The sequence below is a fragment of the Clostridioides sp. ES-S-0010-02 genome, assembly GCA_020641055.1.
Classification (GTDB): domain Bacteria; phylum Bacillota; class Clostridia; order Peptostreptococcales; family Peptostreptococcaceae; genus Clostridioides.
The window spans coordinates 2,697,884-2,711,461 of sequence record CP067345.1; the positions used below are offsets into that span (position 1 = coordinate 2,697,884).

The following is a 13,578-nucleotide window of genomic DNA, read 5'->3' on the forward strand; positions in this document are numbered from 1 at the left end:
TTTGTTAATGCACATCTATTGCATCAACTGGACAGCTTTCTCTAGCTTCTTTTGCTGATTCTTCAGCATCACTTGGTATTTCATCAACTATAACATGTGATTTTCCATCATCAGCCATGTCAAATACTTCTGGGCATATTGATGGACATAATCCACAACCTATACAAGTATCTTGATTAACATTTGCTTTCATAATAAAATCCTCCTAGATGTTACAAATTTAAAATTTTTGTTTACCAACGATTGGCGAACTAAAACTTTGACCTTCAGTTCTTTTTTATTATGTCCTCAAATTTGAAAATAATACCTTTTCAAAATAAATTTTATAAAATTTATTTTATAGTTGTGTTATGACTATATATAATATACATTGTCTAACTCTTCGTATTCGTAGGATACTTCTCTTTTATTCTTTTTTACAGGTTCTAGATTTCTTATTTTCACTATTTTTGCTGGTATACCAACAACTGTGGCTCCATTAGGTACATCTTTAACAACAACTGAATTTGCACCTATTTTTGAATTAGAACCGATATTTAAAGCTCCTAGTATTTTTGTTCCAGCTCCAATTAATACATCATCGCCAACAGTTGGATGTCTCTTGCCAGTATCCTTTCCTGTAGCACCTAAAGTAGCTCCTTGATATATTGTTACTCTATTTCCCACTTCAGCTGTTTCGCCAATTACAACACCCATTCCATGGTCTATCAAAATACCTTCTCCCATTTTAGCTCCAGGATGTATTTCTATACCAGTCATAAATCTGGATATCTGGGATATTAATCTAGCTGAAAAAAGCATCTTCTTCTTATAAAGAAAATGAGCTATTCTATGCATTATCATTGCATGCACTGATGGATATAGTAAAAAAACTTCTATCTTAGATCTAGCTGCTGGATCATTCTTCATTATATATTCAATATCTTTATTTATTTTTTTAAACAAAGTATTCACTCCCTCAAATAAAATTATTAAAATATTCCCATGGACATATATTTATCTACTCCATCTGGAGCTACTGTTACTATTTTTTTATTTGGATATTTTTTCGCCATTTCCATAGCTCCAAATATATTTGCTCCAGAAGATATACCTACCAAAATCCCTTCCTTTGATGCAAGTAATTTAACTGTATCAAAAGCATCTTCATCATCAACTAATATTACTTCATCAACTACACTAGAATCATAATTTTCAGGAACAAAGTTAGCTCCTATTCCTTGTATTTTATGAGGTCCAGTTTTATTTTCTGATATAGCTGGAGATTTTTTTGGCTCAAGTGCAACTACTTTTATATTTGGATTTTGCTCTTTTAAATATCTTGCAGTCCCTATTAAAGTACCACCTGTTCCAACTCCACATACAAATATATCTAAATCTCTAACATCATTCATAATTTCAACTGCTGTTGTTTTATAATGTGCATTTGGATTGTCTTTATTTTCAAATTGTTTCAAACTTTTATAGTTTGGATTTTCTCTCAATAGTTCATTTGCTTTTTCTATAGAGCCTGACATTCCAGCTTTTCCATCTGTAAGTACTAAATTTGCTCCATAAGCCTTCATTAAATCTCGTCTCTCGATACTCATAGTCTCTGGCATTACTATTACTACTTCATATCCTTTTAATCTTCCTATCATGGATAATGCAATACCAGTGTTGCCACTAGTTGCTTCTACTAGTACATCACCCTTTTTTAATTCTCCTCTTTTTTCTAATCCTTCTAGCATTTCATAAACTGCTCTATCTTTTATACTTCCTGCTGGATTTACTTTTTCTAATTTTACATATATGTTAGAACACCCGTTAGTACATCCTAAATTATTCAACCTTACTACAGGTGTGTTTCCTATCAACTCTAATGCGTTATTATATAACATACTACTTCCTCCTATATGTCCAATTCTATTATCAAATTGATAACGATAAATATATTATAGTATTATCATTTTGATAATGCAACCTTTTTTTGGATTTTATCCTTTCAATTGTTTTATTTCTAATATTAGTAATATTCAAACAAAAAAAGTGAAAATCATTATCGATTTTCACTCTTCAAACTTCAAGCTTTATGCTAAGTCATACACAATACTTCACTACAAAAATTCTACGAAATACTATATAAGACCTAATATTTTTGCAACCTCTACATTAACCTTTAACACATTAACTCTATCTTCACCTAAAACTCCGAAAAGTTTTTTTGAAGTATTATCATCTACAATTTTTTGTAATTTACTCTCTGATATTCCTGATACTTTTGCTATAGCAGGTATCTGAACCTTTGCAGAAGCGGGACTTATATTAGGGTCAAGTCCTGAACCTGATGCTGTAAGCAAATCTGTTGGTATATCTTCTTTTTTTACACCTGGATTATCCTTCAAAAACTGTTCAATGTCTTTTTGAACTCTATCATGAAGCTCTGGATTAGTTGCCCCATAATTAAAAGAACCCGATGAAACACCGCCATAAACTGTATTTCCATCCTTATCTGGTATTAAATCTTCTTTTGTATAAGTATTATAGTTTACTGATGAAACTCTTCCCTTAAAAAATCTTGTATCTGTAAAACTTTGACCAATAAGCTCTGAACCAACCTTTACGCCATTTACTTCTATCATACTTCCATTAGCTTTATCTTTAAATGCAACTTGACTTACGCCTGTTAAAACAAGTGGATATACAAGTCCGCAAACAAATAACAATACAAGACTTACAAGCAATGCTGGTTTTAATGTTTTCATTTTTATATCCTCCATTTATTAACCTAAATTAAGAACCATTACTAAAGGTGTAATTAATAAATCAATTACTTTTATTCCTAAAAATGGTACTATAACCCCACCAAGACCAAAAATAAGCATATTTCTCATTAGCATAGCTTGCGATTTCATAGGTCTATATTTTACCCCTTTCATAGCAAGAGGTATTAAACATGGGATAATTATAGCATTAAATATTAAAGCTGATAATATCGCACTAAATGATGTAGAAAGCTTCATTATATTTAATATCTCCATTTGAGGTATTGCAAGGGTAAATATAGCTGGTATAATTGCAAAGTATTTTGCAATATCATTTGCTATACTGAATGTTGTTAAAGCACCACGTGTTATTAAAAGCTGTTTTCCTATTTCAACCACTTCTAATATTTTAGTTGGGTCTGAATCTAAATCTACCATGTTTGCTGCTTCCTTTGCAGATGTTGTACCACTATTCATAGCAAGACCCACATCTGCTTGAGCAAGTGCAGGAGCATCATTTGTTCCATCCCCTGTCATAGCAACTATTTTACCTTCAGATTGTTCTTTTTTTATTGCCTCTATCTTATCTTCTGGTTTACATTCTGCAATAAATCCATCTACTCCAGCCTCTCTTGCAATTGTGGCTGCTGTTAAAGGATTATCTCCTGTACACATGATTGTCTTTATTCCTATCTCACGAAGTCTAGCAAATCTTTCTACAAGACCTGATTTTACTGTATCCTTTAAGTAGATAATACCGTATATCTCATTATCGACACACACTACTAGAGGTGTACCACCTAATTTTGCTACTCTATTCACACTTTCTTCTAAATCGTCTGGTACTAATCCACCAGAAGATTTTACTCGATTTATTATACTGTCATAAGCCCCTTTTCTAATAGCTGTTCCATCAGATAAATTTATACCACTCATTCTAGTTTGTGCAGAGAATTCTACAAACTCAGCTTCTTCGGCCTCTTTTGTTTTTCCTGTTGAACCTAATTTTATCCCTAAATCAACTATAGACTTTCCTTCTGGTGTGTCATCTTTTAATGAGCACATAACAGCATAGTTTATTAAATTTTTTGAATCTGCATTTCCAACTGCTATAAATTCTGATGCAAGTCTATTTCCATAAGTAATAGTACCTGTCTTATCCAAAATCATAGTATCAACATCACCACAAGCTTCTACTGCTTTTCCTGACATTGCAATAACATTGAATCTAGTTACTCTATCCATACCTGCAATACCAATAGCTGACAATAATCCACCTATAGTAGTTGGTATTAAACACACCAAAAGTGCTATCATAGTAGAAATTGGAATCTTTACACCTGCATAATTTGCCATTGGATAAAGAGAGATTAAAACAACCATAAATATAAGTGTTAATCCCACCAATAAAGTATTTAAAGCAATTTCATTTGGTGTTTTTTGTCTTGAAGCTCCTTCTACAAGAGCTATCATTTTATCTAAGAAGGATTCTCCTGGTTTTGTTGTTATTTTTATTTTTAGCCAGTCACTTACAACTGTAGTTCCTCCTGTAACAGAAGCGAAATCTCCTCCAGATTCTCTCATAACAGGTGCAGATTCTCCAGTTATTGCTGACTCATCCACAGAAGCTATACCTTCTATTACTTCTCCATCATTTGGAATAACTTCTCCTGCATTGACTAAAACAATATCTCCCAGTTTTAGCTCGCTTGCACTTATCATTTTTTCATTTCCTAATTTATCTAAAACTCTTGCAACTGTATCTTTTCTAGTTTTCTTTAATGTATCTGCTTGTGCTTTTCCTCTACCTTCAGCTACAGCTTCAGCAAAATTTGCAAAAAGAACAGTTATAAATAGTATTATTGTTACAATCCCATTATAAGCTCTTAAGTTATTACCTTCATCTCCAAACAAACTAGGTACTATTGTAAGTATCAAAGTTACTATAAATCCAATCTCTACAACAAACATAACTGGATTTTTCATCATATATTTAGGATTTAATTTTTTAAAAGCTTCTATAATGGAAGTTTTGAAAATATCTTTTGTAATAAACTTTGTTTTTTTAGTTTCCATAAAATTTTACTCCCTCCCAATTTTTTAGTGCCATAATACTAGATGCTCTGAAATAGGTCCAAGCGCTAAGGCTGGGAAAAATGTTAAAGCACCAACAATTAAAACAACCAATACTAAAATTATTGTAAATGTGAAATTATCAGTTCTAAGTGTTCCTATGCTTTCATTTACAGAGTTCTTAGATGCTAATAAACTTGATATTGCAAGTAATATTATAATAGACACATATCTTCCAAAAAACATAACTATACCTGTTGTTATATTCCAGAACATAGTATTATCTCCTAAACCTTCAAATCCTGAGCCATTATTAGCTGCTGAAGATGCAAACTCATATAAAACCTGTGATAATCCATGGAATCCAGGATTTGAAATTCCCTCAAGACCTGCTGGTAGTGCTACTGCAAGTCCAGAGAACATAAGTATCAAAAGTGGATGTAATATAATAAGTAAAGCTATAAGCTTCATTTCTTTTCCTTCAATTTTCTTAGTTAAGAATTCTGGTGTTCTTCCTACCATTAATCCACATAAAAATACTGCTATTATAGCGTACATTAGCATATTCATAAGGCCTACACCTTTACCACCAAATACGACATTTAACATCATATTTAAAAGTGGTACTAATCCTCCTAGAGGAGTTAAGGTATCATGCATATTGTTAACTGTACCAGTTGTAAAGGAAGTCGTCACTGTCGTAAACAATGCTGATTGAGCTATACCAAATCTAACTTCTTTACCTTCCATACTTCCCATGCTTTGATTAAGTCCTAATTGTGATAAGATAGGATTTCCTGCACTTTCTGCTCTAAAACAAACTATTAAACCTATTAAAAATATGATTGACATTGCACCAAATACAACCCAACCTTGTTTTTTATTCTTTATCATATGTCCAAATGCAACAACACAAGCTCCTGGTAATATCATCATAGATAACATCTCTACTATATTTGATATTATTGTTGGATTTTCAAATGGATGTGATGAATTTGAACCAAAAAATCCTCCTCCATTTGTTCCTAAGTGTTTTATTGATTCAAGTGCTGCCACAGGACCTTTAGCTATATCTTGAAGTTTTCCTTCTATAGTAGTTACTGTTTCTGTACCAGCAAAAGTTTGTGGTACTCCTTGTGTAACTAATATAATACCAACAATTAAAGCCCCTGGTAAAAGTACTCTTGTTGTTATTCTAATTAAATCTACATAAAAGTTGCCTAATGTTTTCTTTTTGCCTACTAACCCTCTTACAAATGCCATGGCCGCTGCATATCCTGTTGCTGCTGATGTAAACATCATGTATATTATCACTGTCATTTGACTAAGATATGAAAGCCCTGTTTCACCTGAGTAATGTTGAAGATTCGTGTTTGTCATAAAACTTATTATTGTATTAAATGATAAACTTTGTTCCATACCTTTAATTCCATTAGGATTAAAAATATGCATGCTCTGAGTTCTAAGTATTACATATCCTATAAACACCATGACTGCATTTGTAACTAATAAAGCTAAAGCATATTGCTTCCAATTCATTTCTTTTTTCTTATCTATGCTACATACCTTATATATGCCATTGTCTATTTTATCAAACACTTTATCTCCAAATGTTTTTTGGTTAGTGGATATATGATATAAATATTTACCCATAGGTATTACTAAAACCATAAATATCGCCAATACTATTACTATCTGTACCATAAAAATTTTCCCCCCAATTCAACTTGCTTATTACCTCTATACTATTTAGAATTTTTCAGGATTAATAAGCGCATACACCAAATATACTATCAACATTACAATTACAACTGCCAGAAACCACATAGGTAATACCTCCATACATTACATTATTTTTTTTCAGTTTGTTTCCCACACCAGCCAGCAAGCAACTTCATGGAAATAAATCCTATAGCCAGTGACGCTATCATCACTATATCTAACATTTCGACTCCTCCATTTACTTTAGTTTCTTTGATACGTTTTGGTTTCATATTGCTACTTCATTTATCTTATCATTTTAGGTATAAAGATAGGGTTAAGATACATCTATTATTGATTAGTATTGCATAAATATAAAATTAGCTCTTCTCTACTTAATTTAGACATAAAAAAAGGAGGCAAGTTTGCCACCTTTCAAAAATACTGTTATTTAGTTTATATTAACATTCTGGAACTATTTCATTACTCATATCCATATCTAAATTTTTACCATGATAGTAAATAAAATCAATTACTTTACCACTAATCGTAACAGCAATTAAAGAATAAAAAATATCAAATGCGGATAGGTAAACTAATGATAACAACAATACAATAACATCTGTTGCTAGATAAACTTGCCCTATGTTCAAAGATGTAGTCTTAGAAATTACTAATGCTAAAGCATCGTCTCCTCCCGATGCACAACCTGCTTTTACTATTATCCCTACTCCTACTCCTACAGTTATACCTGCCAAAATAGTTGATAAAAGCATATTTTGTGATTGTGGTACAAGAGGTCCTATAGCTTCAAATAAATCATATAATACTGAAAAACTTATAGAAGCTACTATTGAATATATTAGGAATTTTTTACCGAAAAATTTATATCCTACTAAAAGTAGTAAACCATCAATTACAATATTTGCTATTGCTGGTTGTATGTTGAATAAATTTTTTAACAGTAGTAAAATACCTAACACTCCACCTTCTGTTATGTTGTTTAGATAGTAAAAATTATAAACTCCAAATGCTAATATTGCTGAACCTAATAATATAAGTCCAATTCTTTCTAAAAATAACCGCCTGGCCATACATATCCCTTCCTTTTTCTTAATTTATATATATTATATACAAAAGAATTGGCTTTGTATACCACACTTTTTAAAACTTTAATTATACAAAATTTTTTTATTTTTTTCAATAGTTTTTTTATGTTTTTTTATGTTTTTTTAATAATTCTTTTGAACCTTAGTATTTTCAATACTTTAAATGTTTTCTCATTTTACATAAGTTTATATTAATTTGACTTATAATTTAGTATAAATAAGTCTTTGTTTATATTAATTTTTTATTTGTTTAGAAATACTATCCAATAACTTATTACTAGGTTGGATTTAAAGAGAGAGTTACTTTAGAAACTATATAAAGTAACTCTCTCAATTTTAATGTATGTAATATCTTACCATTCACCCTTAAATTCTGAAATATTATCCTTGTTGACTTCAACTTGTTTAATTTGTGTAACAGGTTCAACTTTTTCGCCTTTAAGGAAATTAGATGCCTTTTCTATAACTAATGCACCTTCTTCAATAGCAGACATATAAGTTGTACCATCTATTAACCCATCAGTTACAGCTTTTAATCCGTCTTTACTTCCACCTAAACCTATAACTTTAACTTTATCTTTAAGACCAGCATCTTTTAAAGCTTGTCCTGCTCCTGTAGCAGAGTTATCATCTTGACATATTATAACATTAAAATCAGTTTTCTTTTGAATTAAATCTTCTGTTACCTTTAAGGCTTGCTCTTTCTCCCAATTTGAAGTTTGGTTATAAACTATTTGTATGTTACTATCTTTTAACTCTTTTTCAAGACCTTTTTTTCTTAATACTTGTGGAGTAGTTCCTGGAACACCTTCTATTAATACAGCTTTTCCACCAGCTTCTCCTAATAAGTTTTTAGCAATTTTACCTGTTAATGCTCCTGTTTCTTCCTCATTTTGCCCTATATAGGTAACTAAGCCTTTAAATTCTCCAGTTGAGTTACTTCCTATAGAATTTGTAAATGCTATTATAGGAACTTCTGAATCATTAGCAGCCTTAACTATTCTCTCGCTTACAGCAGAATCAACTCCACATAATGCAATCATATCTACTCCTTTAGCCATAAAATCTTCAGCTTGTGATAATTGTTTACTAGCATCCCATTGAGCATCTGCATATTCTACATTTACACCTAATTCTTTAGATTTTGCATCTATACCTTGTTTAGTTGCTACAAAATAACCTGTTGAACCTGGCAACAATACTGCTATCTTTTTTTCTCCATCTTTTCCTTTTCCACTATCATTTGAGCATCCAACTAAACTGAATATCATAACAAGTGATAGTAACAATGCTAAATGTTTCATTAATTTTCTCATAAAAAATTTCCCCCTCTTATTTTTTATCTTGAAGCAAGCTTTTTCTTGCTATAAGAATCAAATCCAACTGCTGCTAAAATTATTAAACCTTTAAATATGTATTGGAAATATACATCTATTCCAAGAAGATTAAAACTGTTGTTTATAACACTCATAAGTAACACACCTATAACAGTTTTAAGTACAGAGCCAGAGCCTCCTGCTACTGATGTCCCTCCGATTACAACAGATGCAATAGCATCCATATCATAGCCTTCACCTGCAATCGCAGTTGCCGTTCCAAGTCTTCCAGTTAGTACAATCCCAGCTATTCCTGCAAGTACAGCATTAATAATAAATACTTTTATTTTATGGGAATCCACATTTATACCATTGAGTTTACTTGCTTCTTGATTACCTCCTACAGAATAAACATATCTACCAAACTTAGTTTTATTTAGTACAATAAATGCAACTAGTACTACTATAAAGAAAATTACTACTGGTATTGGTATATTAAATAAATATCCATTTCCAATATAATCGAGTATTGGTATATTTTCAGTAATTGGATATCCTCCTGTAAGCATCAAAAGCAATCCTCTTACAATAGTAACCATAGCCATAGTAGCTATTAGCGATGGTACATTTATCTTTGCAACTACTATCCCATTTATTAGTCCTATTACTGCACAAATTGCTATACCTAAAAGCATAGATACAAATAAATTGGTTCCACCAGTCGCAAATTTCATCGTTATAGCACCTGCAAGAGCTGCTACTGCCCCAACTGATATATCAAAGTTTCCAGATATTATAACAAAAGTCATACCTGCCGAAATTATTCCAATTATAGAAGATTGTCGCAAAAGATTAAGTATATTTTGTTTACCTAAAAATGATGGAGTTGCAACACTTATCGCTATACATAAAGCCAAAAAACCTAGTAATACTCCATAATCTCTTAAATTCAATTTCTCAAAAGCTTTTTTCATCTCAGTCCTCCATTTTCATTTCTTTTATACATTAAATATACTGTTCATTATATCTTGAACTTTTATATTCTCATTTTTTAAATCATCCACAATAGAACCTTCTCTTGTCACTAAAATTCTATCACTTACTCTTATTACTTCTTCCAAATCAGAAGATATAAAGATTACTCCTATCCCTTTACTTGAAAATTCTTTTATTGTATTAAAAATATCTTCTTTTGCAGCAATATCTATTCCCTTTGTTGGTTCGTCATATATTATTAAATCTAAGTCTTTGTCTAACCATTTAGAGACTACTACTTTTTGTTGATTTCCACCACTAAGTTCTTTTACTTCTTGTTTTACATCACTAACTTTTATTCCTAGTTCCTTGACACCCTTTTTAGAAAACTCAATTTCTCTATTTTTATCTATAAACAAGAATTTCTTAAATTTATCAATTTGTACTGATGCCGAATTAGTATATATAGCTTGTTCCAAAATTAGCCCAAGATTTTTTCTATCTTCAGGGATTAACCCTATTTTATTTTTTATAGCAACTTTAGGAGAAGTTATATCTACATTTTTACCATTAATAAATATATCTCCACTATCTTTATTATCTATCCCAAATATTAAATTTATAATTTCAGTTCTTCTTGAACCCACAAGACCTGCAAGACCTACAACTTCACCTCTATAAACTTTAAATGAAACATTTTTTATTTTATTAGACCAACTTACATTCTTAACATCTAATACAGGAGCTTCTTCATATTTTGCAAATGTATAATCCTTCTTCTCAATAAGTTTGTGATTATCATTTCCTGTCATAAGTTGAGTTATTTTTAATTTAGTTAAATCTTTTACATCATAAGTTCCAATCATAGTTCCATTTTTCATTATACTTGCACTATCACATATTTTAAAAACTTCCTCTAGTATATGAGAAATGTAAACTATAGTCTTACCTTTAGATTTCAATCTGTTTATTATTTTAAATAATCCTTCTTTTTCATTATTAGTAAGTGATGTTGTAGGTTCATCCATTATGATGATTTCAGAATTACATGAAACTGCTTTCATTATCTCAACCATTTGTTGATTTGCTACACTCAAATTAGACACTACTACATGTGGGTCTATATTAAAGTCAAAATCTTCACAAATTTTCATGTATTCTTCTAGCATATCTTTCTTATTTAAAAACACAATTCCTTTTAAAGTCTCTCTACCTAAAAAAATATTTTCAATAACTGTAAGAGTTGGTATTAAACTTAATTCTTGATAAATTATACTAATACCATTTTCTTTAGAATGATGTGGGTTTTTAAACATTATTTCATTGCCAGCTAAAATCACTTTACCTTTAGTTTGAGAATGGACTCCTCCTAGAATCTTAATAAGTGTAGATTTTCCTGCTCCATTAGCTCCTAAAAGGGCTCTTACTTCTCCTTTTTCTAGTTCAAAATCTATACCATTTAAAACGTCTACCTTTCCAAAACTTTTGTATATTTGTTGCATTTTTAGTATCTTACTCACTATATCACCTCACTAATTCCTAAACCAATTTATAACTTCATCAATATTTTCTTTTGGTGCTGATAACAAATCCCAAGATAGTACATACCCTTTTACTGTTGTCTTATTTATGTTTGAAATATTTTCACTTATATATTTAGGTGTAACAGGAGCTATAATTTCTTTTTTATTTATTTCAATACCTACATATATATCTTTGATAAGATTTTTTGTTATAAAATCGATTTCCTCTAGCACAAATTTTATAGGATATATATCTCCTTCATACTCTCTAATTCCTAAAATATCTAATAAATTTCTTTTTGCAATCTCTTTATTTTCATGTACTGATTCATCAATTAATCTTTCAAATTCAAATGGCAAACCTGCTGGAGCTTTAGTAATTCTATACATCATTGGTTTTATAAAATCTGCTACTTCTTGTAATTTTTCTAAATCTTGACCTACAAAGTAAGAGATAAAAGGGGAAAAAGTGTCTATCCCTATTTTCAATCCTTTACTTTTAAAATAACTACTTATATCCACTAGTGCGTTATATATATTTTGACTTTTCATTTCAAAAAAATCTTCCCATATTTTATTTTTAAATTTGTATTTTCCATTAATGTATTCTGTTATACCAAATGGAGTATCTTCACTAACTATAACTTCATTAGATACATTATCCATTTCTATCATTAATGACCTTTTATCAATATTATCTTTTTCATATATATCTAAACAATCTTTACAAAAACAATTAAAAACACCATTTAATTTATTAGAAAAAGAGCCATACCTTATCTTATCTAAAAAAATTCCATCAAACTCAATTTCACTAAAATAAGTACTATATATTTTCTTTATGTTTTCTATATTTCCCTTATTATTTGGACAATAAAATTCAAAGTTTTCATCTTCTTGTAATGCATATCCTTTAACTTCTTTTCCAGTATAATCAACTAATAGATTACTTTTTTCAAGTAATCCTACTTCCGAAAAACATGGGAACCAAAGATATAATTCAACATTATATTTTTTTAAAAGTTTTTTAGTTTTTACATATAGTTCTTTGTCTACACTCCAACCCATAATGACTTTTTCTACATCAATACATTCCATTAATTCTAATAGCTTACATTTTATATCATTAAATTTTATTTCTTTATTTTTGAATCCACCTGTAAAGATTTGTACAACTATTTTTTTCCTATCCATGTTTGACCCTCCTATTAGCTAACGCCATAGCAAGTCTTATCCCTCCATATACTGGCTGATTTTCTTGAAGTATAAATTTTAACTTTTTATCTGTATTTTCTTCCCTTAAGTTGTCCATTAACATTTGAGCATATATAGTTTTGTTTAATGTACCACCAGATAAAACTATATCTATTTCACTTTTATTGTTTTTCATTGAATTAAATATTTTACTTAATATTACTTGAGCTAATTTGGACAGTTCAATCGATGACTCTCTCAGTATTTCAATAGCTAATTTATCACCTCGTTTAGCACAATCAATCACTAATGAAGCTAAGTTTGCTATTTCAACATTGTTATTTATTTCAGTAATCATATATGTAAGTTTCTTAAAGCTATCTGCATTAAAGAAATCTAAAACACAATCAAATAAATCACTATATTCATGGCACTCATCACAATAAAGTAAAACTTTCTTTAGTACTTTTCTTCCTATATCATATCCAGAACCCAAATCGCTAAAATTATATCCCCATCCACCAACTCTATATATGTCTCCATCTTCCCTAATTCCTAATACAATTGAACCTGTACCAGCTACAATTACTAAGCCAGGAGCATCAGTTTGCGCATAAAAGGCTAAAACTGCATCATTTACTAAATATATTTTTTCTTTGTTAAACCCAACTTTTAATATTTCATCCATTATAATATTATAATCATTTGGAGAATCACATCCAGATATACCAAATACAGTGTACTCAATATCGTTATAGTCAATATGTAAATCTTTTAATATTTTCTCAAATCCATTATTAATATTTTCATATGTTTTTTGAACTCCAACTGACTTATAATTAGTTGAACCAGTAGTATGTTCTTTAAGTATATTTCCATCTAAATCACTTACACAAAATTTTGTTTTTGTTCCCCCTCCATCTATTGAAATCAAATATTTCAC

14 protein-coding genes are annotated in these 13,578 nt (G+C 30.0%); all 14 read right to left on the reverse strand.

Annotated features, from left to right (window positions below; all coding sequences use genetic code 11):
* Nucleotides 1–4: 4 nt before the first annotated feature.
* The 14 genes from JJC01_12595 to JJC01_12660 all read right to left on the reverse strand — a co-directional run bounded on the left by JJC01_12595 (nucleotide 5) and on the right by JJC01_12660 (nucleotide 13,578).
* Nucleotides 5–193: a ferredoxin gene (locus JJC01_12595; protein UDN57014.1), complete on the reverse strand. Its 189-nt coding sequence runs from the start codon at nucleotides 191–193 to the stop codon at nucleotides 5–7.
* A gap of 161 nt (nucleotides 194–354) precedes the next feature.
* Nucleotides 355–945: a serine O-acetyltransferase gene (gene cysE, locus JJC01_12600; protein ID UDN57015.1), complete on the reverse strand. Its 591-nt coding sequence runs from the start codon at nucleotides 943–945 to the stop codon at nucleotides 355–357.
* A gap of 26 nt (nucleotides 946–971) precedes the next feature.
* Complete coding sequence (gene cysK / locus JJC01_12605) at nucleotides 972–1,880, reverse strand: cysteine synthase A (GenBank protein UDN57016.1); 909 nt, start codon at nucleotides 1,878–1,880, stop codon at nucleotides 972–974.
* 237 nt (nucleotides 1,881–2,117) lie between these two features.
* Nucleotides 2,118–2,744, reverse strand: a complete 627-nt coding sequence (locus JJC01_12610) for a K(+)-transporting ATPase subunit C (protein UDN57017.1) — start codon at nucleotides 2,742–2,744, stop codon at nucleotides 2,118–2,120.
* Between the two features lie 18 nt (nucleotides 2,745–2,762).
* The gene (gene kdpB, locus JJC01_12615) at nucleotides 2,763–4,820 is read right to left on the reverse strand and encodes a potassium-transporting ATPase subunit KdpB (protein ID UDN57018.1); all 2,058 of its coding nucleotides are present in this window, start codon (nucleotides 4,818–4,820) and stop codon (nucleotides 2,763–2,765) included.
* Between the two features lie 24 nt (nucleotides 4,821–4,844).
* On the reverse strand, nucleotides 4,845–6,527 hold the full coding sequence (kdpA, locus tag JJC01_12620) for a potassium-transporting ATPase subunit KdpA (GenBank protein ID UDN60176.1): 1,683 nt from the start codon (nucleotides 6,525–6,527) through the stop codon (nucleotides 4,845–4,847).
* A 39-nt stretch (nucleotides 6,528–6,566) separates the two neighbouring features.
* A complete protein-coding gene (kdpF, locus tag JJC01_12625) occupies nucleotides 6,567–6,659 on the reverse strand; it encodes a K(+)-transporting ATPase subunit F (protein UDN57019.1) in 93 nt (30 codons plus the stop codon).
* Between the two features lie 8 nt (nucleotides 6,660–6,667).
* Complete coding sequence (locus JJC01_12630; GenBank protein ID UDN60228.1) at nucleotides 6,668–6,811, reverse strand: hypothetical protein; 144 nt, start codon at nucleotides 6,809–6,811, stop codon at nucleotides 6,668–6,670.
* A 168-nt stretch (nucleotides 6,812–6,979) separates the two neighbouring features.
* Entirely contained in the window at nucleotides 6,980–7,612 is a 633-nt protein-coding gene (locus JJC01_12635; GenBank protein ID UDN57020.1) for a YitT family protein, read from the reverse strand.
* A gap of 368 nt (nucleotides 7,613–7,980) precedes the next feature.
* Nucleotides 7,981–8,943, reverse strand: a complete 963-nt coding sequence (locus JJC01_12640) for a sugar ABC transporter substrate-binding protein (GenBank protein UDN57021.1) — start codon at nucleotides 8,941–8,943, stop codon at nucleotides 7,981–7,983.
* 23 nt (nucleotides 8,944–8,966) lie between these two features.
* Nucleotides 8,967–9,917, reverse strand: a complete 951-nt coding sequence (locus tag JJC01_12645) for an ABC transporter permease (protein ID UDN57022.1) — start codon at nucleotides 9,915–9,917, stop codon at nucleotides 8,967–8,969.
* 24 nt (nucleotides 9,918–9,941) lie between these two features.
* The gene (locus JJC01_12650; GenBank protein ID UDN57023.1) at nucleotides 9,942–11,438 is read right to left on the reverse strand and encodes a sugar ABC transporter ATP-binding protein; all 1,497 of its coding nucleotides are present in this window, start codon (nucleotides 11,436–11,438) and stop codon (nucleotides 9,942–9,944) included.
* A gap of 12 nt (nucleotides 11,439–11,450) precedes the next feature.
* Nucleotides 11,451–12,635, reverse strand: a complete 1,185-nt coding sequence (locus JJC01_12655; protein UDN57024.1) for a hypothetical protein — start codon at nucleotides 12,633–12,635, stop codon at nucleotides 11,451–11,453.
* On the reverse strand, nucleotides 12,628–13,578 hold the full coding sequence (locus JJC01_12660) for an N-acetylglucosamine kinase (protein UDN57025.1): 951 nt from the start codon (nucleotides 13,576–13,578) through the stop codon (nucleotides 12,628–12,630). The genes JJC01_12655 and JJC01_12660 overlap by 8 nt, the downstream gene beginning before the upstream one ends.

Coding starts and splice junctions, on each gene's coding strand:
- JJC01_12655 (UDN57024.1), bottom strand. CDS start 12,635: ATGGATAGGAAAAAAATAGTTGTACAAATCTTTACAGGTGGATTCAAA.
- JJC01_12640 (UDN57021.1), bottom strand. CDS start 8,943: ATGAGAAAATTAATGAAACATTTAGCATTGTTACTATCACTTGTTATG.
- JJC01_12635 (UDN57020.1), bottom strand. CDS start 7,612: ATGGCCAGGCGGTTATTTTTAGAAAGAATTGGACTTATATTATTAGGT.
- cysK (UDN57016.1), bottom strand. CDS start 1,880: ATGTTATATAATAACGCATTAGAGTTGATAGGAAACACACCTGTAGTA.
- JJC01_12645 (UDN57022.1), bottom strand. CDS start 9,917: ATGAAAAAAGCTTTTGAGAAATTGAATTTAAGAGATTATGGAGTATTA.
- JJC01_12595 (UDN57014.1), bottom strand. CDS start 193: ATGAAAGCAAATGTTAATCAAGATACTTGTATAGGTTGTGGATTATGT.
- kdpF (UDN57019.1), bottom strand. CDS start 6,659: ATGGAGGTATTACCTATGTGGTTTCTGGCAGTTGTAATTGTAATGTTG.
- JJC01_12610 (UDN57017.1), bottom strand. CDS start 2,744: ATGAAAACATTAAAACCAGCATTGCTTGTAAGTCTTGTATTGTTATTT.
- kdpB (UDN57018.1), bottom strand. CDS start 4,820: ATGGAAACTAAAAAAACAAAGTTTATTACAAAAGATATTTTCAAAACT.
- JJC01_12630 (UDN60228.1), bottom strand. CDS start 6,811: ATGAAACCAAAACGTATCAAAGAAACTAAAGTAAATGGAGGAGTCGAA.